20 protein-coding genes and 1 tRNA gene are annotated in these 23268 nt (G+C 67.5%); 7 read left to right on the top strand and 14 right to left on the bottom strand.

Annotation, left to right across the window (positions count from 1 at the left end):
* Positions 1–108: 108 nt before the first annotated feature.
* The 5 genes from J7I85_RS09545 to J7I85_RS09525 form a co-directional block, all read right to left on the bottom strand.
* Positions 109–181 (bottom strand) — tRNA-Asn (locus J7I85_RS09545).
* A gap of 113 nt (positions 182–294) precedes the next feature.
* Entirely contained in the window at positions 295–2271 is a 1977-nt protein-coding gene (gene dnaG, locus J7I85_RS09540) for a DNA primase (protein WP_214850559.1), read from the bottom strand.
* A 73-nt stretch (positions 2272–2344) separates the two neighbouring features.
* Positions 2345–3658 (bottom strand): deoxyguanosinetriphosphate triphosphohydrolase, encoded by a 1314-nt coding sequence (locus J7I85_RS09535; protein WP_214850557.1) that lies wholly within the window; start codon positions 3656–3658, stop codon positions 2345–2347.
* Positions 3642–4823 (bottom strand): tRNA dihydrouridine synthase DusB, encoded by a 1182-nt coding sequence (dusB, locus tag J7I85_RS09530; protein ID WP_214850555.1) that lies wholly within the window; start codon positions 4821–4823, stop codon positions 3642–3644. Before dusB ends, J7I85_RS09535 begins: the two co-directional genes overlap by 17 nt.
* 124 nt (positions 4824–4947) lie before the next feature.
* Positions 4948–6372, bottom strand: coding sequence for a YibE/F family protein (locus J7I85_RS09525; RefSeq protein WP_251024108.1), 1425 nt, complete (start codon positions 6370–6372; stop codon positions 4948–4950).
* A 110-nt stretch (positions 6373–6482) separates the two neighbouring features.
* On the opposite strand from J7I85_RS09525, the gene J7I85_RS09520 reads away from it, so the two are divergent.
* The 3 genes from J7I85_RS09520 (at position 6483) to J7I85_RS09510 (ending at position 8965) form a co-directional block, all read left to right on the top strand.
* Positions 6483–7244, top strand: coding sequence for an alpha/beta hydrolase (locus J7I85_RS09520; protein WP_214850548.1), 762 nt, complete (start codon positions 6483–6485; stop codon positions 7242–7244).
* Between the two features lie 69 nt (positions 7245–7313).
* Positions 7314–8129, top strand: coding sequence for a DUF1295 domain-containing protein (locus tag J7I85_RS09515; protein WP_214850545.1), 816 nt, complete (start codon positions 7314–7316; stop codon positions 8127–8129).
* 17 nt (positions 8130–8146) lie between these two features.
* Positions 8147–8965 carry a 1-acyl-sn-glycerol-3-phosphate acyltransferase gene (locus J7I85_RS09510; protein ID WP_214850542.1) on the top strand — a complete coding sequence of 273 codons (819 nt, stop codon included), beginning with the start codon at positions 8147–8149 and terminating at the stop codon, positions 8963–8965.
* Between the two features lie 53 nt (positions 8966–9018).
* Here J7I85_RS09510 and J7I85_RS09505 read toward each other — a convergent pair whose 3' ends face one another.
* From J7I85_RS09505 to J7I85_RS09495, 3 genes are all read right to left on the bottom strand, one after another.
* Positions 9019–9981 (bottom strand): GNAT family N-acetyltransferase, encoded by a 963-nt coding sequence (locus J7I85_RS09505; RefSeq protein ID WP_214850539.1) that lies wholly within the window; start codon positions 9979–9981, stop codon positions 9019–9021.
* Positions 9982–9983: 2 nt separating this feature from the next.
* The gene (locus J7I85_RS09500; RefSeq protein WP_214850536.1) at positions 9984–11369 is read right to left on the bottom strand and encodes a glycine--tRNA ligase; all 1386 of its coding nucleotides are present in this window, start codon (positions 11367–11369) and stop codon (positions 9984–9986) included.
* A 154-nt stretch (positions 11370–11523) separates the two neighbouring features.
* Positions 11524–12528: a DMT family transporter gene (locus tag J7I85_RS09495; protein WP_214850534.1), complete on the bottom strand. Its 1005-nt coding sequence runs from the start codon at positions 12526–12528 to the stop codon at positions 11524–11526.
* Between the two features lie 33 nt (positions 12529–12561).
* Between J7I85_RS09495 and J7I85_RS09490 the strand changes: the two genes are divergently transcribed.
* Entirely contained in the window at positions 12562–12795 is a 234-nt protein-coding gene (locus tag J7I85_RS09490) for an RNA-binding S4 domain-containing protein (RefSeq protein ID WP_003802087.1), read from the top strand.
* Between the two features lie 22 nt (positions 12796–12817).
* On the opposite strand, the gene J7I85_RS09485 is transcribed toward J7I85_RS09490, so the two are convergent.
* Positions 12818–13468: an alpha/beta hydrolase gene (locus J7I85_RS09485; protein WP_214850532.1), complete on the bottom strand. Its 651-nt coding sequence runs from the start codon at positions 13466–13468 to the stop codon at positions 12818–12820.
* Between the two features lie 215 nt (positions 13469–13683).
* Here J7I85_RS09485 and J7I85_RS09480 point away from each other — a divergent pair, with 215 nt between their 5' ends.
* The gene (locus J7I85_RS09480; protein ID WP_214850529.1) at positions 13684–14868 is read left to right on the top strand and encodes a winged helix DNA-binding domain-containing protein; all 1185 of its coding nucleotides are present in this window, start codon (positions 13684–13686) and stop codon (positions 14866–14868) included.
* Positions 14869–14975: 107 nt separating this feature from the next.
* Entirely contained in the window at positions 14976–15527 is a 552-nt protein-coding gene (locus tag J7I85_RS09475) for a hypothetical protein (protein WP_214850526.1), read from the top strand.
* Between the two features lie 153 nt (positions 15528–15680).
* On the opposite strand, the gene J7I85_RS09470 is transcribed toward J7I85_RS09475, so the two are convergent.
* Positions 15681–17165: a CoA-acylating methylmalonate-semialdehyde dehydrogenase gene (locus tag J7I85_RS09470; RefSeq protein WP_214850523.1), complete on the bottom strand. Its 1485-nt coding sequence runs from the start codon at positions 17163–17165 to the stop codon at positions 15681–15683.
* A gap of 49 nt (positions 17166–17214) precedes the next feature.
* Complete coding sequence (gene mmsB, locus J7I85_RS09465; RefSeq protein WP_214850520.1) at positions 17215–18117, bottom strand: 3-hydroxyisobutyrate dehydrogenase; 903 nt, start codon at positions 18115–18117, stop codon at positions 17215–17217.
* A gap of 114 nt (positions 18118–18231) precedes the next feature.
* Here mmsB and J7I85_RS09460 point away from each other — a divergent pair, with 114 nt between their 5' ends.
* A complete protein-coding gene (locus J7I85_RS09460) occupies positions 18232–19164 on the top strand; it encodes a LysR family transcriptional regulator (RefSeq protein ID WP_214850516.1) in 933 nt (310 codons plus the stop codon).
* A 91-nt stretch (positions 19165–19255) separates the two neighbouring features.
* Here the strand turns inward: J7I85_RS09460 and J7I85_RS09455 are convergent, their stop codons facing one another.
* The 3 genes from J7I85_RS09455 to J7I85_RS09445 all read right to left on the bottom strand — a co-directional run bounded on the left by J7I85_RS09455 (position 19256) and on the right by J7I85_RS09445 (position 23266).
* A complete protein-coding gene (locus J7I85_RS09455; protein ID WP_214850513.1) occupies positions 19256–20392 on the bottom strand; it encodes an alcohol dehydrogenase catalytic domain-containing protein in 1137 nt (378 codons plus the stop codon).
* Between the two features lie 102 nt (positions 20393–20494).
* Positions 20495–21877, bottom strand: a complete 1383-nt coding sequence (locus J7I85_RS09450; protein ID WP_214850506.1) for an MFS transporter — start codon at positions 21875–21877, stop codon at positions 20495–20497.
* 216 nt (positions 21878–22093) lie between these two features.
* A complete protein-coding gene (locus J7I85_RS09445) occupies positions 22094–23266 on the bottom strand; it encodes a homoserine O-acetyltransferase (RefSeq protein ID WP_214850503.1) in 1173 nt (390 codons plus the stop codon).
* Positions 23267–23268 lie beyond the last annotated feature (2 nt).

Raw genomic sequence — 23268 nt, 5'->3', positions numbered from 1 at the left:
TTAGCAAACGTTCTGCCGCAATGTGAAATCGGCGCCAGCGCCGCGCACAATTACCCCTCCGGGGTATAAAAAAGTCCCCGTTCCGGAACCCGGAACGGGGACTGTGCGCTCCTCCTGCTGGACTTGAACCAGCAACCCTTCGATTAACAGTCGAATGCTCTGCCAATTGAGCTAAGGAGGAATGAAGCGGGTACTAGCCTAGCAAACACCCGGCCCGGAAACGAAATCGGCGTTTTGACTGTCCCGCCGACCCGGCCCTGGAGACGCTGGCCTGAAGACGCTGGCAGGCGCAACCTAGGCATCGGAGCGCAGCGACCGGCGCTCCATTTCAAGCATCATGAGTTCCCGGTTCAGCTGCTGGAACTCCTCGGGATGGGCGCCGGCATCGAGCCGCTGCAACTGCCCCAGCTTGTCTGCCTTCACGCGGGTGATCTGCAGCTCGAACAGCCTGGCGAGGATGTCCCGGCAGTACTTCTGTACCGCTTCGGCGGTGTTCGCAGGCAGTGGAACCACGGCGAGCTCCGAAACCAGCGGCTGCAGCGGCTCGGGAACCTCCTGACGCAAAGCTTCCACCCACTGCACGGCATCGCCGGAGAAGCCTGGAGCCGTGGCGCGGATGGCATCGTGGATGGCCTGGTAGGCGGGCGTGGCGAACCGGGCTGTCGCGAACCGCTCCCAGGCCGCACCACCCAGCATTGCCGGCTCCTGCAGCGCCACCTCGAGGGCCTGCCGCTCCATGGACGCCACCGGGTCCCGGGGGTCGGGACGGTGGAAGGATGGAAGGACGCCCGACGGCGGGAGCGCCGCTACGCCGGGCACGTTCTGGCCACTCCCCGGGGCTGAGTTGAATCCGGCGCCGTTTGATCGAGCGCCCCCGCTGGCTTGCGGTCCGCCCGCCGGCGCACCGGGAGCCTGCGACCCAGGCGCCTGTGCACTGGGTGCCCCGCGCTTCGCGGCGGCCCCCACAGCCCTGGTGACGTCCTCAATGGGCATTCCCAGCCACCCGGCCAGTTCCCGGGCATAGCCAGGCCGGAGCCCGGCATCGCGGATCTGGGCCACCACGGGGGCGGACTCCCGCAGCGCGGCGACCCGTCCCTCCACGGTGTCCAGGTTGTGCCGCCGCAGGGTGGCGCGGATGGCGAATTCGAAGAGGGGGCGCCGGGAGGCGATAAGGTCGCGGACGGCGGCGTCACCTCGCGTCTGGCGGAGGTCGCAGGGGTCGGCACCGGTGGGTTCGACGGCCACGTAGGTCTGGGCCACGAAGCGCTGGTCCTCTTCAAAGGCCCGCAGGGCCGCCTTCTGGCCGGCCGCATCGCCGTCGAAGGTGAAGATGACCTCTCCCCCGGTGCCGTCGTCGGACAGCAGGCGGCGGGCAATCTTGATGTGGTCGGCGGCAAACGCCGTACCGCAGGTGGCAACCGCCGTCGGAATTCCGGCAAGGTGGCAGGCCATGACGTCCGTGTAGCCCTCCACCACCACCAACTGCCGGTCCTTGGCGATGTTCCGCTTCGCAAGGTCAATCCCGTACAGCACCTGGGACTTCTTGTAGAGCGTGGTTTCCGGGGTGTTGAGGTACTTGGGGCCCTGGTCGTCCTCGTAGAGCTTGCGGGCGCCGAAGCCGATGGTGTCGCCGGCGATGTCCCGGATGGGCCAGATCAGGCGGCCCCGGAACCGGTCGTAGATTCCCCTGTTGCCTTCGGAGAACATCCCGGTGAGCTTCAGTTCCGGATCGGTGAAGCCCCGGCCGCGCAGGTGCTTGAGGAGCGCGTCCCAGCCCTGGGGTGCGTAGCCGACGCCGAAGTGGTCGGCTGCTGCCCGGTCGAAGCCCCGCTGCTGCAGGAACTTCCGGCCCTCGGCGGCACCGGCTGTCAGCAGCTGGGCGCGGAAGAACTCGTCAGCGATCTTGTGGGCGTCGAGGAGCCGCTGGCGCTTGCCGACTTCCTCTCGGCTGGGACCGGTGCCGCCGTCCTCGTAGCGGAGCTCGTACCCGATCCGCGCGGCCAGCTTCTCCACGGCCTCATGGAAGGAGGTGTGGTCCAGCTTCTGCACGAAGGAGATGACATCGCCGTCCTCGCCGCAGCCGAAGCAGTGGTAACGGCCTACCTGCGGGCGGATGGTGAACGACGGCGAGCGCTCGTCGTGGAAAGGGCAGAGGCCCTTGTAGGAGCCGAGGCCGGCGCCCTTGAGCGTGACGTAGCCGTCGACGACTTCCTTGATGTCCGTGCGCTGGCGGACTTCATCGATGTCTTCCCGTTTAATCAGCCCAGCCACGAAGCAATCCTAGTCTCCGGTGCACTGCCACGAGCAGCACTTCCGGGGCGTATGTGGACTGGTGCGTCCAATCTCACCACAGGGACGGAAGGCTGCCCACGAGCCGTTCGTACATGGCCAGCGCGGAGCCGTCCGTCAGCGATGCCACCTGGTCGATGACCACCCGGAGCCGGGCGGCGTCGTCGGCTGCTTCGCGCCAGTCGGCGGCGAACATGGGCTCAAGGTGGCGGTCACCGGAGGCGTTAAGCGCCGTCACCAGGGCGTGGAGCACCTCGCGCTGGCGCTCGTAGATGGGCTGCCGGTGGTCCGTAGTCATCACGAACGTGGTGGCCAGGCCCTTCATCACCGCGATCTCCATGACGGTCTCGTCGGGGACCATGAGTTCGGCGTTGTAGCGGGTCAGGTTCGCCGGGCCGTAGACGGCACGGGTGGTTTCCAGCGCGCTCTGACAGAACCTGCCGATGAGCTGGCTGGTCATGTCCTTCAGCGCCGCCATCGACTTGCGGCTGCCGTCCGCCTCGCGCACCCAGACATCGGTGGCTTCCAGCCGGGCGAGGGCCGCATCGATGGCGGCAGGATCGTTGTGCGGCAGGTACCACTGCTTGGCGTAGCCCACCACGCGTGCCCGGTGGTCCGGGTTGTCCATCCAGCGCAGCTGGAAGTGCCCGGCCACGATGGCGTCTTCAACGTCGTGCACCGAGTAGGAGATGTCGTCCGCGAGGTCCATGACCTGCGCCTCGAGGCAGGACCGCCGTTCGGGGGCGCCTTCCCGGATCCAGTTGAAGATGGGCAGGTCGTCCTCATACGCGCCGAACTTGCTGGTCCGCTGGCCGTGGATCACGGGGGCGTCCAGGGCGGACCACGGGTACTTCGCGGCCGCGTCAAGGCTGGCCCGGGTGAGGTTCAGGCCGGCGGGCCTGCCCTCCGGGTCGAGCACCTTCGGTTCCAGCCGGCTGAGCAGCCGCAGGGTCTGGGCGTTGCCCTCGAACCCGCCGATCGCGTGGGCCATCTCGTTGAGCGCCGATTCACCGTTGTGCCCGAACGGCGGGTGGCCGAGGTCATGGCTGAGGCAGGCGGTGTCCACCACATCGGGGTCGCAACCGAGGGCGCGGCCCAGTTCCCGGCCCACCTGCGCCACTTCGAGGCTGTGCGTCAGCCGGGTGCGGACAAAGTCGTCGGTGTCCGGGGCCACCACCTGCGTCTTGGCGCCGAGCCTGCGCAGCGCCGAGGAGTGCAGCACGCGGGCGCGGTCGCGCTCGAAGTCGGAGCGGTACGTGCTCTTCGGTGGCTCCTCCACCCACCGGGCGGTATCGCGGGCTTCGTAGCCCGGCAGCGCCTGCGGTGTGGTGCGGGCTTCCGCCAGCCGGCTTTCAGCCACCGGACACATCCAGTTCCGCCGCGGCGATGTCCCGCGACTGGTCCTCGTTCAGCTGGCGGCTGAGCAGCCAGTCCTTGGGCAGGGCCGGTTTCTTGGGTGAACCGGCGCGCCCGCGGGGCCCTTCGGAATCGACGCCGGGATACGGCAGGTCCGTGTCCAGCTGGTCCAGCAGTTCGCGGAGCACTTCGAGCGTGGGCACGGTGGCCAGTTTCGTCCGCAGTTCGCTGCCCACCACGTAGCCCTTGAAGTACCAGGCCATGTGCTTGCGGATCTCCCGCAGCGCCTTGTATTCGTCGTTGCCGAAGGTTTCGACCATGAGTTCGGCGTGCCGGTAGACGCCCTCGGCCACCTCGCGCAGGCCGGGACGGTGCCGCTGGTCGCTGCCATCGAACGCTGCCTGCAGGTCGCCGAACAGCCAGGGCCGGCCCTGGCAGCCGCGGCCAATAACGACGCCGTCGACGCCGGTTTCGCGGACCATGCGGACGGCGTCCTCGGCGGACCAGATGTCGCCGTTGCCCAGCACCGGAATGTCCGGAAGGGCCTCGCGCAGGCGGGCGATGGCGGACCAGTCCGCCTGGCCGGAGTAGAACTGCGCCGCCGTGCGGCCGTGAAGGGCGACGGCGGAAACCCCGGAATCGCGCGCGATCCGGCCGGCGTCGAGGTACGTCAGGTGGTCATCATCGATTCCCTTGCGCATTTTGATGGTCAGCGGGATGCCGCCCTTGGACGCCTCCTTCACGGCGGTCTGCACGATGGCCGTGAAGAGGTCGATCTTCCAGGGCAGGGCCGATCCGCCGCCACGCCGGGTGACCTTGGGCACCGGGCAGCCGAAGTTGAGGTCGATGTGGTCCGCCCGGTCCTCCTCCACCAGCATGCGGACGGCCGCACCCACGGTCACCGGGTCCACGCCGTAGAGCTGGACGGACCGGACTTTCTCGTCGTCGTCGTGCGAGATGATGCGCAGCGATTCCGGCGTGCGCTCCACCAGGGCACGGGAGGTAACCATCTCCGCCACGTACAGGCCGCCGCCGTATTCACGGCAGAGCCTGCGGAAGGCGGTGTTGGTGATTCCGGCCATGGGGGCGAGCACCACCGGGGTGTCCACGGTGATGGGGCCGAGTTTCAGCGGCGGAAGTTCCAGCCGGGGGGCGGGAGGCGTTGCTACAACAGTCACCCGTCCATTGTCTCAAAGCCGGACAAATCGGGCAGAATTCCGGGCGGGATGCCGACGGCGGCAATGAGTCCCACTGTATTTAATCCCCCTGCGCGTGATCCCGCTCTGCCCACTCCCGCTGTACTCATTCACGTGGCGCGGAACGCCGTCCCCGCCGGGTCGCCGACGGCGCATCGGCTTCGGCACGTTCCCGGCCAGCCACCGCCGCGGCCGCCGCGAGCGCGCCGGTGTCGTCGACGTCGTCGGCCGTTATGGCGGCATGGCCGCCCGGGTGGGAACCAGCATCCGACGGGCGGGGCAGTTCAGCCGACCGGACGCCCGTGGCCTTGACCACCAGCACGGCGATCAGCGTGGTGACCGGAATCGCCAGGACCAGGCCGATGGAGCCGACCAGCGTGCGGATGACCTCCTCGGACAGTTCGGCGCTGGTCAGCGCCTCCCCCAGCGGACGGTTGTAGAGCATCACGATGATGAGGATGGGCAGGGCGGCCCCCGCATAGGCGAACGCAATGGTGTACACGGTGGAGGCGATGTGGTCGCGGCCGATCCGCATGGCCGAGGAGAACAGCTTCCGCGCACTCGTGTTGGGAGCGAGTTCATACAGTTCCCACACCGCGGATGACTGGGTGATGGTGACGTCGTTCAGCACGCCGAGCCCGGAAATGATGAGTCCGCACAGGATGATGCCGGAGATGGAGATGCTGTCCGAGATGTTCACCAGCGTGGCTGCGTCGTGGCTTCCCACGCCTGCGAGATTCGCAGCGTCGGTGGCCCAGGCCGCCAGCAGGGCGGTGATGCCCAGCCCGAAAATGGTGCCCAGCAGCGCCGTCGAGGTCCGCGCCGAGAATCCGTGCGCGAAGTACAGCACCCCGATCATGATTACCGTCGAGCCGACCAGGGCCAGCAGGAGCGGCGGTTTCCCCTCCACGAGGCCCGGGAGCATGAAGCTGCCCAACACAAAGTACGCGCCGACGAGGCCAATCAGGGCGCGCAGCCCTCGCCAGCGCGCCACGGCCACCACCACGACGGCGTAGAGGATGGCCAGCAGGATGATCGGCATGGTGCGGACAAAGTCCACAAAGATGTACGACGGCGACCCCTGGGCCGCCGGAGCATCGGCACCGCTGGCAGCCGCCTGGGCGTGGGACAGGTTCAGGTAGCGGATGTTGTCGCCCACCTTGACGCCGTGCGACTTGGCGATATCCGGGTTGATCACCACTTTGACCGGGTTGCCGCCCTTGTCCGGCTCGGTGAACGCAAAGGTGCACTGCGAGCCGCCGTCCGTGTTGCCCTGGGCCGTGCCGTCTTGGGCTGTCGTGTCTCCGGGTGTGCCCTCTCCGGCTGACGCCTGCGTGCAGCTCTCGGTGACGACACGCTGGATCCGTCCCGTGTCGAAAGTGACGCCCGGAGCTGCGGCATACGGGTTGGCCAGGGTCAGGCCTTCCTTGCTGCCCGAGGGCCAGAGAGCCGCCATGGCCGCAAGGGTCAGCAGGGTCAGCGGGATTAGCACCGCAGCCAGGATCCTGTTTGCTTTCCTGCGGGCGGCCATCGCTTCAGCGGTTGGCTCCGAATGCTCTGTGTGACCGTGGGAGTGACCTGCACCCATCAGCAGCTAAACCTCATGCTTGAACTCTACGGCGGCCGCCATAGGGTTGATAAATGAACGACGAAGTGTCGGAGGATGCAGCAGTGAGCCACCACCGAACTGACCACGAAGCGGTGCTGACGGTTCTGGCCCCATCCGGTCCCACCCGCGGTGTGGCCCTGGTGCTGCATGGCGGCAAGTCGCGCAGCTTTGAGCCCGTCCAGGCCCGGCACCTGAGCCCGGCGCGGATGGTCCCGTTCGCCCGCCACCTGCACGGTGCCGGCAAAAAGCACGGCCTGGAGGTCTGGGTCCTGCGGAACAGCGTGCGGGGCTGGAACGGCGAGGACATGACCCCTTTGAAGGATGCGCGTTGGGCGCTGGCCAAAATCCGCGCGGAGCACCCCGGCGTGCCCGTCTACCTGCTGGGGCATTCGATGGGCGGCCTCACCGCCATCTGCGCGGCGGACGAACCGGCCGTGGATGCCGTGGTGGCGCTGGCTCCGTGGCTCGACGGTGCCACTCCCGCCGCCGCGGTCACCGGACGTAAAGTGCTGATCGTGCACGGGGACGAGGACCGGTGGACGAGCCCGGCGGCATCGCTGCGGTTCGCGCGTCGAGCGGCGGCGGGAGCGGCGGAGATGAGGTACGTCTCGCTCCGCGGGGCCGGGCACTTCATGTTCCGGAGGGTCTGGCTGTGGCACAGGCTGGCCACGGGGTTCCTGATGAAGGCCTTCCTGGAACGGACCGGAGTTCCCGAGGCGGGGTCCTCCGCGTCCGCCGCAGCCCTGGACAGGGTGCTGCCCCCGTCCGGCGAGGCACTGCCCGTTGTCCTCTAACAGTTGGTGCCCTGTGAGAGTTGTTACGGGCAGTTTTGAGGCGGCGGTTTTAGGGAGGCGACCACTTTCATGAGCCCGTTTCCGTTGGAGGCGTTCATGGCCAGCCTGCCGTGGACAGCACTGGGCGTGGTGCTCGTGCTTGCCGTCACGTACGCCGTTGCCATCGGTGCCGGGGCCGTCGGCCAAGCGCGGCATTCGGTGATGGACGTGGCGTGGGGTCCGGGCTTTGTCGTCGTCGCGGTGATCTCGTTTGTCCTCTCGGCCTCGGACGGTGACAGCGGCAGGCGGGTACTCCTGCTGGTTCTGACGGGTATCTGGGGAATCCGGCTCGGCGCTCATATCGGTCGCCGGGCGCGCGGCGGCCATGAGGACCCCCGCTACGTGGCGTTACTCAAAGGAGCACGCGGGTCCCGGAACGCCTATGCCCTCCGCCGGGTCTACCTGCCACAGGGCCTCGTGATGTTCTTCGTCTCGCTGACCATTCAGGTGGGCATGTTCTCGACCGGTCCGCTGGGGCCGCTGGCCGTGGCGGGTTCGGCTGTGTGGCTGACCGGGTTCGTCTTCGAGTCAGTGGGCGACCGGCAGCTGGAGCAGTTCAAGAATGATCCGGCCCGCCGGGGAACCGTCCTCAACACCGGACTGCGGCGCTATACGAGGCACCCCAACTACTTCGGCGACGCCGCGGTCTGGGCAGGGCTGTTCCTCACCGTGGCGGAGTCCTGGCCTGGGGTGCTGACTGTCCTCTCCCCCGCGCTGATGATCTGGACGCTGGCCGCCAAGACCGGGAAGCCGCTCACGGAGAGGGCCATGTCAGGCCGCCCCGGCTACCGTGAATACATGCAGTCCACCAGCGGCTTCATCCCCTGGCCGCCCCGGCGCCACTGAAGGGCGGCAGGAACCCTATGTCCTGGACCCCCGCTGCCAGCGACCGCTTCTACCGCCTCCTCGTACGGGCAGGGCTATTCCTGCGGTGGCTGTTCCGGATCCGCCTGATTGTGACCGGGCAGGAAAACCTGCCGGACGGGAAAGCCGGTGCCGTCGTCGCCATCACCCACTTCGGCTATCTGGACTTCGCGGCCGCCGAGCTTGTGTTCTGGGCGCACAACCGCGGGCAGCTGCGGTTCATGATCCATCAGGGAGCCGCAGACCACTGGCTGGCGGGTCCTTTCATCAGCGCAGCGGGCCAGGTGGTGGTGGGCTACGGTTCGGGAACTACGGCCTATGACGACGCAGTGGCCAGACTCCGCGCCGGTGAATACTTGGCCGTCCTGCCCGAGGCCGGGGTCAGCCGCAGCTTCAGGGTCCGCGAATGCAAGACCGGGGCCGTGAGGATGGCGGCCGAGGCGGGCGTGCCGCTCATTCCGGTATCCGTCTGGGGTGCCCACCGGATCCTGACCCGCGGCAACGGCCTTCCGCTGCACAGCGTCAGCCGCGCGCCGGTCCGCGTGCACATCGGTGAGCCCTTGCATCTGGCCACGGGTATCGATGCCGACGCCGAAACGGCGCGGCTCCGCAGGACGCTCCAGGCCGGAATCGACGCCGCCATCGCCAGCTTCCCCGTGGCGGTGCGGCCGGGCGACTGGTGGCTGCCGGCGGATCTCGGGGGCGGCGCAATGTCCGAGGCGGAACGCCAAAGGCTCGATGCCGCCGATCTGGCGAGGGACCGCCGTCGTACTTCCCGAACAACAGCGGCCCCGGAGGGGAACACCCCAAGTGAGTAGCAGCACAGGGCGTTCCCAAGGCTGGGAACCCCCTGTGCTGCTACTGGGTTGGGTCAGTCGGAGACGACGAACGTCTCGGAGCCCTGGCGCCGGGCCTTGCCCGCTTCCATCAGGGGCCCGACGACGGCGCGCAGCGCTGTCATTGAATCGTCCACTTCCATGAGCACCGGGTATTGGTACGCGATGAGTGCCAGCAGGTCGCGGACCGCGGCCTGCGCCTCGTCGGCATCCAGCTCCGGCTCATGGCCGACGAACACATCGGAGGGGTGATCGGAATTCCCCTGCGCATAGCTGATCGCGAAGGCCTGGATCCTGCCCTTGCGGCTTGCCGGCACGCCGGACCCGAAGGCGCTGGCTTTCGGGGCGCGCAGCACGATCGCGCCGTGCGCACCGCTGAGCTCGTCCAGGAACAGCCGCTGCACCGTGCCGATGCCCAGTTCACCCGGGCTGTCCCAGCCGTGGACGGACGAGTAGTACCGTCCCACGACGTCTGAAAGCTCCACCGAGCCGGTGGCCAGGTCCTCGATGCGCTCCGACGCCGCTTCCTCGGAACCGTCGCCGAAGACCGGCAGCTTCAGGGCCGCCGGCTCCACCACGACGAGCCGGGTGTGCTGGATCGGGGTGAGCCCCGCGGCCTCCGCGAAGGCGGCACCGGAGGTACCCGGCTCCACCTTGCAGCGCAGCCGGGTAACGCCCGACGGCGATCCCTCCGCCTCGCGGCGCAGCATCATGAGCAGCGTGGAACCGATGCCTGACCGGCGGTGGTCCCGTGCCACTTCGACGTACACCCACAGCCGCTCCGGGTGCAGGCTGGCCTCGTGGACCACGCCAGCGGCAACCGGGATGGCCACTCCGTCGACGACGTCCTCGGCCACGATGCAGCGCCGCCACGGCGCGTTGCCCGAGGGCGCGAGGGTGCCGCGGAACTGGCCCGCCTGGTCGGTTTCCGGGTCGCCCCAGACCTCCAGCAGGGCGAGGTCGTCGCCCTCGCGCCATTCACGGTATTGGATCGCCACGCCTAGGCGCCGATCAGCCGGGCGGCCAGGTAGCCCTCCACCTTGTCCAGGGACACGCGTTCCTGGCTCATGGTGTCGCGTTCACGGATGGTGACCGCCTGGTCCTCGAGCGTGTCGAAGTCCACGGTGATGCAGAACGGGGTGCCGATCTCATCCTGGCGGCGGTAACGGCGGCCGATGGCCCCGGCGTCGTCAAAGTCGATGTTCCAGTTCTTGCGCAGCTGGGTGCCCAGGTCCTTGGCCTTCGGGGAGAGGTCCTCGTTGCGGCTGAGCGGCAGCACAGCAGCCTTGACCGGGGCGAGCCGCGGGTCAAGCTTGAGCACGGTGCGGACGTCCACGCCGCCCTTGGCGTTGGGGGCCTCGTCCTCGGTGTAGGCGTCGATGAGGAACGCCATGAAGGACCGGGTCAGGCCGGCGGCCGGCTCGATCACGTACGGGGTGAAGCGCTCGTTGGTGGCCTGGTTGAAGTAGCTGAGGTCCGTCCCGGAGGCCTTGGCGTGCGTGGAGAGGTCGAAGTCCGTGCGGTTGGCGATGCCTTCCAGCTCGCCCCACTCGGAGCCCTGGAAGCCGAAGCGGTATTCGATGTCCGTGGTGCCCTTGGAGTAGTGGCTGAGCTTCTCCAACGGGTGCTCGAAGAAGCGGAGGTTTTCCTCGCGGATGCCCAGGCCGGTGTACCAGGACATGCGCTCCTTCATCCAGTACTGGTGCCACTCTTCGTCCGTGCCCGGCTCCACGAAGAATTCCATTTCCATCTGCTCGAACTCACGGGTGCGGAAAATGAAGTTTCCGGGCGTGATCTCGTTGCGGAAGGACTTGCCGATCTGGCCGATGCCGAACGGCGGCTTCTTCCGGGAGGTGGTGAGCACGTTGTTGAAGTTCACGAAGATGCCCTGGGCGGTTTCGGGGCGCAGGTAGTGCAGGCCTTCCTCGCTGGCCACCGGGCCCAGGAAGGTCTTCAGGAGACCGGAAAATTCCTGCGGCTCGGTCCATTCACCGCGGGTTCCGCAGTTGGCGCAGGCGATGTCCTTGAGTCCGTTCTCGGCGGGACGGCCCTTCTTCTCCTCGTATTCCTCTTCGAGGTGGTCGGCACGGTAGCGCTTGTGGCAGGACAGGCACTCGACGAGGGGGTCAGAGAAGACCTCCACGTGGCCGGAGGCCTCCCATACCTGGCGGGGCAGGATCACGGAGGAGTCCAGGCCAACCACGTCCTCGCGGCCGCGCACCACCGACTGCCACCACTGGCGCTTGATGTTTTCCTTCAGCTCGGCACCGAGGGGTCCGTAGTCCCACGCGGAACGCGAGCCTCCGTAGATCTCGCCGGCCTGGAAAACGAAACCTCTCCGCTTGGAAAGGGAAATGACCTGGTCGAGGACGGATTTTGCTGCCATGGGAACTCCAATTTCTACAGGGCCGCTGGGTGCGGTCCGCGGTGTCTCTGGCCCTGGACCGCGGCTGGATGCCGGGCGGGGGCGTGGGAAAGGGAAAACAGTGCAGGAAGCTGCGAGACCTAGCCTACCGGGAGCTGCCCCCGGAAGGCGCCCCTCACCTTCGAAGGGCACCCCGCGGCCAGGGCAGTGTGGCCACGACGATGGAAGCGAGGGTCAGCAGGGTCCCCAGAACGGTGGCAGCCTCCACCACGGTGCCCGGCGTCGGCACCAGCAGGTCCAGGCCGAGCGACCCCAGCAGCTGGCCGGCGATCATGCCGAGGCCCGTCACCAGCACCCCGAGGCTGCGCACCAGCAGCGCGCCGAGACCAATGAACACGCAGCCCATGGGCCCGCCGAGATAGTACCACCATTCCGCCGGCAGCGGGTTCGCCGGCCCGGCGACGGCCACCTTGATGGACCAGGCCACCCACAGCACGCAAGTGCCGGCGATGAAGTTCACCAGCGTGGCCGCGATCGGGGTGCCGTAGTGCACGGTGGCGGTGCCGTTCATGCCCTGCTGGAAGCTCATAAGGAAGCCTGCGAGAACCGGCAGGATGATCGGCAGCAGGAGTGCTGCGGGGTCGGCAGCCCCGGCGCCTGCCGCGCCACCGGACGCACCGGCCGCGCCGGAAGCGAAGCGGGGTGACACCGCCCACGAAACGGCCGCGATGGTGAGGATACAGCCAATGACCCGGATACCGGTCACGGACTTCTTGCCCGCCGGGCCGATGCCCAAGCGGTCAACAAGGAGGCCGCTGAGGGTCTGTCCGGTGACGGTCGCCACGGTGAAGAGGGCGATGCCCAGCAGCCCCACGGTGAAGGATTGCGCGAAGACGAAGAACGCACCAATGCCGCCCGCGAGCGCGTAGTACGGCGGGAAGCGGCGTTCACGCAGCGCGGGCAGGATCCGCGCGAGGCCGGCGCGCCCGCGGGGAGCCAGCAGGGACACGACGACCATCACGATCAGCCCGGTGCTGAAACTGACGACGGCGGCGGCGATGCCGTCACCGAGGCGTGCACCAAGGGCCCCGTTGATCCGCCCCTGGACGGGAATGGCAAGGCCCGAGGCCACGGCCATGGGAAGGCCCACGGCAAGGGGCAGCCGGGGTGCATGGGTCATTGGTTTCACCTTACGTCAGGCATCATTACTGGTATGAGCAACCCGGAAATCGAAGAGATCCCCATCCGCGACACCATGATCCGCCTGGGCCAGCTCCTGAAGCTCGCCAACCTCGTGGAGGACGGCGTGGAGGCTACGGAGCTGATCAAGAACGGCCTGGTCAAGGTCAACGGTGAGATCGACGACCGGCGCGGCCGGCAGCTTCACAACGGGGACACGGTGACGGTGAACGGCCAGACCGTCCGGGTCAGCGCTCCCCAGGCGTAAAAGCTTGCTTCTGTAGGAGGGCCTATTTCGCAAGTACCTCGTGGGTGAGGAACTCGGACACGTGCCCTACTTCCTGGGCGTTGATGCCGTGCCACATGCCGGTGTAGAGCACCTTGGTCAGCTTCACGTGCTTGCGGACCCAGCCCATCGTGTACTCGATCTTGTCCGGCGTGATGACCGGATCCTGCTGGTCCCGGCCCCAGAACAGCGGCACTGTTCCGTCCAGCTCGGCGTCACGGAACTCGCCGTCGGACTCAGCGTTGACCACAAAGCCTGAAAGGCCGACGACAGCGGCAAAGTCAGCGGGCCGCTGACGCAGCAGCGTGGTGGCCATGGCCATGCCCATCGAGAACCCAAGCAGGGTCACGGACGGGTGGTTGGCCTTGACCGTGTCCAGCCAGTCGAGCACGTACGCCGACGCGGCCTTCACGGCGTCGACGGAATATTCGATCGAGCCGGTCAGCGGGAACCAGGAAAAGCCCGGTCCCATGGCGATGGGTGCCCGGACCGACGCAACCGTGAACTCGTCCGGGAGCATGTCAGCCAGGCTGAGGAGGTCCTGCTCGTTCGCGCCGTAGCCGTGCAGCAGGACGAGCAGTGGCTTGCCGGCCCTGGCTTCCTCAGGCTTGGACCACAGAACAACGGGGGCGGGAAAGGAGTCGGCTAAAGTCATGGCTCCATTCTTACAGTTACCCACTGGTAACAACCTACGGTGGCGTAGCCAGGCGCTTGCGGTCCAGGATGGAAGCGCGAGCGGAAGTAGCCGGCGGGTGGCTGGGGTGAGCGGCTGTTGATTCGGCGGGTGCTGTGTCAGGCGGCTGAACCGCCCAAAGCTGACTGAACTGCTAAGGGTGACTGAACCGCCAAAGGTGAGGAGCGACGTCGGGCATGGAACCCCTTGAGGTGCTGCGGACGCGGCTCACCGGCCAGCAGCTGAGGGGGCCGCGGGCGGCCACGGCGGAGGAAGCCGTGAAGAACCTGCTGGCCGTACAGGCGCAGGAGTTCCCCTATGCGCGCTGGTCCCTGGCCCAGCGGACTGGTGGCGCGACGGCCGTCGACGTGGAGCAGGCACTTGCCGACGGTCGCATTCTCCGGACTCACATCCTGCGCCCCACCTGGCATTTTGTGCACCGCGATGACCTGCCGTGGCTGCGGGCCTTGTCCGCACCCCGGCTGCACCAAGTGAACGGCGGCACCTACCGCAGCACGGGGATCGACAATGAGGCAGCGTCCAGGAGCGCCGACGTGCTCGCGGAAGCGGTGGCCGGCGGAGTGCACCTCACCCGCGAGCAGCTGGCCGCCAGGCTTCAGGGTGCCGGCTTCGCCGCCAAGGGACTCGGCCTCGCGTACCTGATCATGCATGCCGAGATCAGCGGCGTGCTGGTGAGCGGCGCGCCCGTCCGAAGTCCCGGCGGCGCCCTGCGGCAGACGTACGCGGCGTTCGATGAGCGCGTCGCCGGGGCTGCCCCGGCTGCCGTGCTCTCCCGGGAGGAGTCGTTGGCGGCCCTGGCGCTGCGGTATTTCGGGAGCCGCGGGCCTGCCACCGTCCGGGACTGCGCGGACTGGTCCGGACTCACGGTGACTGATGTGCGCAAGGGGTTGGCGCTGGCGGAGGAGACCGCTCCGGGCGCCATCGTTGCCGCCAGCTTCGACGGCGCTGACTTCTATCTTCGGCCGCCGGATTCGGGAGGGGAGACAGTGGGGCACAGTGGCGGACCGGGGCGGGGCTTGGAAGCAGAGCGGGCCGGGGATGGGCGGCCGCAGATCGATCTGGTCCAGTGCTACGACGAATACATCATGGGCTATTCGGTCTCACGGCATTACTTCGGCGGAACCGCGCCCGCCTATCCCTTTGGCGACACTCCCATGCACGTGGTCCTGTCCGATGGAGTGCTGGCGGGCTCCTGGCGGCACTCGCTGGTCCGGCGCGGATCCGCCGCGCAGCGCTGCGAACTCGACATCCGTCTCACCCGGCCGCTCGGCCATGCCGCTGAGCAGGCGCTGGCGGTGGCAGTGGCTGAATACGGGGACTTCCTCGAAATACCGACAGTCCGGATTCCGGCGGGATCCTGACTTCCAGCGCAGCTTTCCGGTGCAGCCGTGCGCTGTGGGCATAAGGATCCCGGGCGCGTTTCCTGACAGGACTAAGCTGGAATGGACACTCACCGGGAGGCTACACCGTGTTCGACTTGTTTTTCTGGATCATCATTCTGGCCGTCCTGATTCCCATGGGCATGCGGATGTACCGGAGGTCAGTCCAACAGCGGAACCAAGGGCCCGGCCTGCCCGGACAGTACCCGGGCCAGCTTCCCAATCCGGGACCCGACCAGTTCGGCAATCAGCCGGGCAGCCCGTTCGGAGGCCCATTCCAGGGCCGTCCGGACAACCGGCCGCGGGACGGCTACACGCAGCAGGACTACTTCAGCGGCGGATTGGGATTCCCCCAGCGCGGTGGCCGGGAAGAGCTTCCGCCCCTGAATCAGCCATACCCGGATCAGCAATACCCGCCATACCCGAACCAGCCCGGCCCGAACGAGCCGTACCCTAACCAGCCCCAGCCACAGCAGAACCCGGCCCCTTCCTCTGGACCGGCGCCCTCGGCTCCCCCGCCGCCGTCGGCTCCGCAAGGGTTCCGTGCACGGAAACTGGCTGAGCTGGATCAGCAGTACAGCGACGGCCAACTCTCCATGGAGGAGTACATGGCCCGGCGCAACGACATCATGAACGGCTAGGCAGCGGCTACAAGCTCCCCGGCGCGCATCCGCAGGGCCTCAAGTGTCCGTTCGCACAGGAATGGCGACAGCCCGCGTGCCGCTGCTTGTGGCTGCGGGACGCGGGCTGAGGCCCAGACCGGTCTTGACCGGCCCGGGAACCGAGTTTCGAGGTCAGTCGATCTGCGGGAAGCCGAGGTCAATGACCGAGGTGGACGGGTCCGGCCAGCGCGTGGTGACCACCTTGCCGCGGGTGTAGAACCGGATGCTGTCCGGGCCGTACATGTGGGTGTCGCCGAACAGGGAGTTCTTCCAGCCTCCGAACGAGAAGGTGCCCACCGGGACCGGGATGGGCACATTTACGCCCACCATGCCGGCGTCGACGTCGAACTCGAACTGCCGTGCGGCGCCGCCGTCGCGGGTGAAGATGGCCGTGCCGTTGCCGAACTCGTTCTCGTTCACCAGCCGGACGGCGTCGCTGTACGTGTCGACGCGGACGACTGACAGGACCGGGCCGAAGATCTCGTCGTCGTAGACCTTCATGCCCGGCTTTACGTGGTCCACCAGGCTGACGCCGATGAAGAAGCCGTTCGAATCGAACTGCTGGGAGCGCCCGTCGACGACGACGGTGGCACCTTCGTTTTCCGCTCCCGCAACGTAGGAGGCCACGCGGTCCCGGTGCTCCGCGGTAATCAGCGGACCCATCTGGGAGGCCGGGTCGGTTCCCGGGCCGATCTTGAGGCCCGCCATGCGGCTGGAGATCGCCTGCACCAGGTCGTCGGCGATGTTACCCACCGCCACCAGGACGCTGACGGCCATGCAGCGTTCACCCGCCGAACCGTAGGCCGCGGAAACTGCAGCGTCGGCCGCCATGTCCAGGTCGGCGTCGGGCAGCACAACCATGTGGTTCTTCGCGCCGCCCAGGGCCTGGACCCGCTTGCCGTGGTCGGCCGCCCGCTTGTAGATCGACTGCGCGATGGGCGTCGAGCCGACAAAGCTCACGGCTTTGACGTCGGGGTGCTCGAGCAGGACGTCAACGGCTTCCTTGTCACCCTGGACCACGTTCAGCACGCCGGCGGGCAGCCCCGCCTCGGCAAAGGCCTCGGCGATGAAGATGGCGGCCGACGGGTCCTTCTCGCTTGGCTTCAGCAGCACGGTGTTGCCGCAGGCCAGCGCACTGCCGATCATCCACAGCGGCACCATGGCCGGGAAGTTGAAGGGGGTGATGCAGGCCACGACGCCCACCGGCTGGCGTACGGAGTGGACGTCGACGCCGTTGGAGACCTGCTCGGAGCGCTCACCCTTGAGCATGTGGGACAGGCCGGTGGCAAACTCGATGTTTTCCAGGCCGCGGGAAATTTCACCCGCAGCGTCGGAGAGAACCTTGCCGTGCTCGCTGGTGAGAATCGCCGCGAGCTCGGGCTTGCGCTGGTTCAGGATCTCGCGGACCCGGAAGAAGATGTTGGTGCGCTTGGCCAGGCTGGTGGCCCGCCACGCGGGCAGCGCCGCGCGGGCGGCTGCGATGGCTTCCTCGGTCCTCGACGCCGAGGCGAGGACAACCTGCTTCTCCTGGTCGCCGGTGGCGGGGTTGAAGACAGGGCCGAAGCGTTCGGCGTCGGTGACGCGGCTGCCGTTGATGAAATGCGGAATGGTTTCCAAGGGAAGTCTCTTTTCGTGTTTCAGAGTGGGGAAGATTCGGTGGCAGGGGCTACTTGGCGGAGTCCAGCGAGCCGTCGGCGAGCTTGATGATCATTGAGCAGTCCTTGCCCGCTTCGCCGGCGTCGATGAGCTGCTGGAACAGCTGCTGGACGTGCTTGCCGATCTCGAGCGGCGTGCCGGTGTCCTCGGCGGCGCTGATGGCAAGGCCGATGTCCTTGTTGGCCAGTTCGGTGGTGAAGGTGGGCGCAAAGTCGTTGTTGGAGGCGGCGGTGGGGACCACGCCGGGCACCGGGTACCAGGTCCGCAGCGCCCAGGAGTCACCCGAGGAAACGGACGCGATGTCCCAGAAGACCTGCTTGTCCAGGCCCAGCCGGTCTGCCAGGACGGCCCCCTCGGCGGTGGACGCCAGGTTGATGAAGAGCATCAGGTTGTTGCAGATTTTGGCCGCTTGCCCGGTGGTGGCGCCACCGGTGGGGATGATGTTGGCTGCCATCGGCCCGATGTAGCCGGTGGCGTCTGCGACGGCCCCCTCCTCGCCACCCACCATGAAGGTCAGCGTCCCGGCCTTCGCCCCGCTCATGCCGCCGGACACGGGGGCATCCACAAAGTGGAAGCCGGCGGCAGCAGCGGCGTCGTGCAGTTCCTGGGCGGACGCAATATCGATGGTGGAAGAGTCCACGAGCAGCGTGCGGGTGTCAGCGTGCGCCAGCACGCCGTCGTGGCCCAGGTATACGGCACGGGCGTGCTCACCCTTGGGCAGCATGGTGAACACGACGTCAGCGCCGTCGACGGCCTCGGCAATGCTGCCAACCGGCTTGACGCCGGCCTCCTCGGCGGCGGCAAGCGCCGGGGGGTTGAGGTCAAAGCCGCGGACGTCGTGCCCGGCCTTCGCCAGGTTCGCGGACATAAAACCGCCCATGTTGCCGAGGCCGATCCAACCGATGACTGCCATTTCGCAAGCTCCTTTGCTTCGGATCCGGCCGCACGGGCCGGAAGGGTCTGTGTCCACCATCACACCCTGCTAGAGTGCAATCAAGGGGAAAAACTACAGACGGTATGTGCACTGATGCACATGGACGAAAGGCTCGCCGTGGACCAAAGGCGCCTTCCCAGCCCGGACGACCTGTTGATCCTGCTGACAGTTGCGCGCCTGGGCAGGTTCAACGCGGTGGCGGAAACGCTGGGCACCACCCACACCACCATCTCCCGCCGGATCCTCGCCCTGGACAAGCAGCTTGGCGGGCGCACTCTCGAACGCAGCCCGCACGGCTGGGAACTGACCCAGCTCGGCGCGTCCGCCGTGGAGGCGGCGGAGGCCATCGAGAGCACCCTCGGATCGCTCTCCGGCCTGATCAGCCAGGACCAGAGCGCCCTGTCCGGGCTGGTGCGCGTGGCCACGACGGACGGTGTCGGAGCCGTGTTCGTCACGCCCGCGCTGGTCCGGCTGCAGCAGCAGAACCCGCAGCTGAACATCGAGATGCTGAGCGCCACGCGGAAGGTCAGCCAGAACAGATCCGGCGTGGACCTGGAGATCGTGGTGGGCCGGACTGACGTCAGCAACGCCCAGACCATCTTCCTGAGCAACTACTACCTGCGCCTCTACGCCAGCCCCGGCTACGCCGCGGAGCACGGTCTGCCGGAAACGCTCGACGACGTCGGGCAGCACGGCTTTGTCTCCTACGTTGAGTCCGCGCTCCAGGTGGCGGAGCTGGGGCACCGCTGGTCCTCGCAACTGCCCATGCCCAGCTCGAGCTTCCAGGCCACGAGTGTGTTCGCCCAGATGGAGGCGGTGCGGCAGGGCGCAGGCATAGGGCTGCTGCCGAATTTCATGTTGGCCGGGCAACCGGACTTCGTTCCCGTGCTCGCCGACGACTTCGAGCGCCAGCTCCCCATCTGGGCGGTGGCACGGCCGGAATCCCTCCGCTCGGCCGCGGTGCAGGCCGTCGTCGCGTCCCTCAAGGAGGAAGTGAAGGCCCGGGCAGCGGTGCTGGCGGGCTGAAGCGGGCGCAGACCGGCACCCAGCCCTCAGGCCCTGACCCAGTTCAGGCCGTGCCCCCGTCAGGCCGTGCCCCCGTCAGGCCGTGCCCCCGTCAGGCCTGGAACAGGCGCCGTACCACCTGCCCTGATGCCAGTGCGTCCAGCCCCTCGTTGATCTCGGTGAGAGGCCTGGTGTCGGTGTGCAGCAGCTCCACCGGCAGCCTGCCCTCGCGCCAGTAACCCAGGTAGAGCGGGATGTCGCGCCCGGGAACGGCGTCGCCCATGTACGACCCGAGGAGCCGTTTGCCGGCTCCGGCGAACTGAAGCGCCGGCACCGTCAGCTCGGCCGACGGATGGGGCAGGCCAACCGAAACCACGGCGCCACCCCGCGTCACGTGCCCGAGGCACGCGGCGATCACACCGGGAGAGCCAACGGCTTCGATGGCGACGTCGACGCCGTCGCCGGCGGCTTCCTTGATGAGTCTGGCCGCGTCGTCAGGCGTCCCTACGGCTGTGGCACCGCAATCGAGGGCGAGCTGGTGCTTGCCGGGATTGGGATCGATGGCGATCACGCTGCCGGCCCCCGTGAGGGAGGCGGCCATGACGGCGGAAAGGCCCACCGCCCCGAGCCCGAAGACGGCCACCGACTGGCCGGCCGTGACAACGGCCGTATTCAGCACCGCTCCCATTCCGGTGAGCACAGCGCAACCAAACATCGCCCCAACGGTGTCCGGGACGTCGTCGTCAATCACCACCACCGATTCCCGGGCCACCACGGCGTAGTCGGCGAAGGCCGAGACACCCAGATGGTGGTTGATCCGCTCCCCCGAGGGCGTCCGCAGCAGGGCCTCGCCGTGCAGCAGGTCGCCGGAGCCGTTGACCTCCGCCGCCCGGTGGCAGAGCGCAGGACGGCCGGAGCGGCACGCGCGGCAGTCCCCGCAGCTCGGGACGAAGACCAGCACCACGTGGTCGCCGACCGACACGTCGGAGACGCCGGCGCCGACGGACACGACGCGCCCCACCGCCTCGTGGCCCAGCGCCATGGGAAGGGGCCGGACCCGTGAACCGTCCACCACAGAAAGATCCGAGTGGCACAGGCTGGAGTAGGTGATGGCAACGCCCAGCTCACCGGCGCGCGGTTCCGGCCCATCCAGCTCCTGCACCACCAGGGGCCGGGCGTCCGTGTAGCTGGGCTTCTGCGGTGCAGTACCGGTCCTGGGGACGGTCGAGTAGAGGACTGCTGCTTTCATGGAAATCCTTGGGGTCGGTGAACGGGCAACTGCCCGGCCCGCGTGCATGGCGGTCCGGGCAGCTGCTGAATGCTCGTAGGTGTCTGGGCCAGGGCGCCTTGTTTATTTCTTGCCGGCCGCGAGCAGGTCCGCGGTGCCCTGGGCGTCGGCCGCGTCCACGTCGTGGAGCGAGACGCCGCGGGTCTCCTTCAGGAAGAACACCGCCACGGCGGTGATGGCGCAGGCGATGAGCAGGTAGATGGCCACCGGAACGGAGGACTTGTAGGTGGAAAGGAGCGAGGCGGCGATGATCGGAGCGAGTGAGCCGGCGACGATGGAGGTCACCTGATAGCCCAGGGAGACGCCGGAGTAGCGCATCCGGGTGGGGAACATTTCCGCCATGATCGCAGGCTGGCCGGCGTACATGAGCGCGTGGAACAGCAGTCCGATCATGATGGAAGCCAGGATGATCAGGTCGTTCTTGGTGTCCATCATCGGGAAGGCGAAGAAACCCCAAGTGGCGCCCAGGATTGCGCCGGCCATGTAGACGGGCTTGCGGCCGAAGCGGTCCGAAAGCTTGCCCACCAGCGGAACGGCCACGAAGTGCACGGCGTGGGCCATCAGCAGCAGTAGCAGGATCCGCGTCGTGTCGGCCTGGACCACGGTCTTGAGGTAGGTGATGGAGAACGTCACCACGAGGTAGTAGAGGATGTTTTCTGCAAAGCGAAGGCCCATGGCGGTGAAGACGCCGCGCGGGTAGCGCTTGAAGACCTCGGCAACGCCGTAGCCCTTGTGCCCGGCCTCGACCTCTTTGCGGGCTTCGAGGAAGATCGGGGCGTCGTTGACCTTGGTGCGGATGTAATAGCCGATCACGACGATCACCGCGGAGAGCCAGAACGCCACGCGCCAGCCCCAGCCAAGGAAGGCTTCCTGGGTCAGCGTCGAGGACAGGATGAACAGCACGGCCGTGGCGAGCAGGTTGCCCATCGGCACGGCCGACTGCGGCCAGCTGGCCCAGAATCCGCGGGACTTGCTGGGGCTGTGCTCTGCGACGAGGAGAACCGCGCCGCCCCATTCACCGCCAACGGCGAAGCCCTGCGCGAACCGCAGGAACACCAGGAGCGCGGGCGCCCAGTAGCCGATCTGCTGGAACGTCGGCAGGCAGCCCATCAGGAAGGTGGAGACGCCAACCAGGATGATGCTCAGCTGCAGCAGCTGCTTGCGGCCGAACTTGTCGCCGAAGTGACCGAAGACGATGCCGCCGATCGGGCGGGCAACGAATCCGACCGCGTACGTGAGGAAGGCGGCGATGATGCCGTCCAGCTCGGTGCCGGCGTTGGGGAAGAAGGCCTTGCCGAAGACCAGCGTGGCAGCCGAAGCGTAGAGGAAGAACTCATACCACTCCACGACGGTGCCGGCCATGGATGCCGTGACAACTTTCTTGAGGCCTGAGGCCTTGACGTCGGTTTCCTCTACACGCCTTGCGGCGGAGCTTTCCGTACTCATTGCAAACTCCTTCGGCGTCTTCCTCGACGCCACGGGGACCGGTCGATGGCGAAGGGTGTGTGATGCGCACCACTAACGCCGGATTCAACGAGTATGGTCTGCCAATGAAGCAAGCTCAACGCCGAATAGTGCAGGGCGCATCTGCATTAATGCACACATAGGGCATGGGCGTTGCCACGTTACGGTCGGCTTCGGCCGCCTGGACCGGGCCTAAAGTCAGTTGAGGAGGTGTGCCCTGAGCTGGGCGTTCAACTGGCCGATCTCCGTGAGGAAGCCGTCGTGACCGATCGGCGAATCGATCATGTGGACATCCACGTTTCCCGGCAGGGACTCGGCGAGTTCCAGCGACTGGGCGGGAAAGTACAGCCGGTCTGACTCCACGGCCGCAACGAAGAAGTCGGCGGTGGTCCGGGCGAGGGCCTCCTTGAGCGTTCCCCGCCCGCGGGTGACGTCATGGCTCATGAGTGCTTCCGTCAGGGCGATGTAGCTGTTGGCGTCGAAGCGCCGGACCAGCTTGTTGCCCTGGTGGTCGAGGTAGCTCTCCACCTGGTAGCGGCCGCGGCCCGCCAGGGCATCGGCCTGCAGCGGCTCTTCAGCGGCCTGGGCGTTCCTGCCGAACCGGAAATCGAGTTCGTAGGCAGACCGGTAGGTGATGTGTGCAATCCGCCGTGCGAGCGCCAGGCCATCCGCGGGTTCCGGTCCGCCGTAGTAGTCACCGCCGTTGAAATGGCGGTCCTGCCGGATGGCAAGCGTCTGCGCCTGGGCGAAGGCGATTTGTTCGGCCGTGCTCCTGGCGCCAACGGAGATGACACCGCAGCGGCGCACCCGCTCCGGGAAAGTGACTGCCCATTCGAGGGCGCGTGCCCCGCCCATGGACCCGCCCACCACGGCGTGCCAGCTGCTGATGCCGAGCCGGTCAGCCAGCCGCGCCTCGGCAACGGTGGAGTCCCTCAGCGTCACCAGCGGAAAGCGTGAACCCCAGGGCTTGCCGTCCGGAGCGGTCGACGACGGCCCGGTGGACCCGTAGCAGCCGCCCAGGATGTTGATGGAAATGACGAAGAACCTGTCGGTGTCCGCCGGCGCACCGGGCCCGGCGAGCTGTTCCCACCAACCTTCTTCAGTCCCCGCGCCGCCCCGGGTCACGTGCGTGTCCCCGGTGAGGGCATGCTGAACGAGGATGGCGTTGGAACCGTCCTCGTTGAGCGTTCCCCAGGTTTCGTAGGCCAGGGTCACGTCCGGCAGGAATCCCCCGGCCTCAAGTTCCAGGCTGCCGATGTTGAGGTGCTGGACAGAGCCGTCGGAAACTCGGCCGTCGGGAACAGTGCCGTCCGGAACGGTGCCTTGCGGAGCCTTGCCGGCCGGAACGTCGGTGCTGACGGAAATCGTCATAG

This window comes from Arthrobacter sp. ISL-65, assembly GCF_018613795.1.
Taxonomy (GTDB): domain Bacteria; phylum Actinomycetota; class Actinomycetes; order Actinomycetales; family Micrococcaceae; genus Arthrobacter.
The sequence above is the reverse complement of the archived record's forward strand: the minus strand, read 5'-3'. Positions and strand labels throughout refer to the sequence as shown.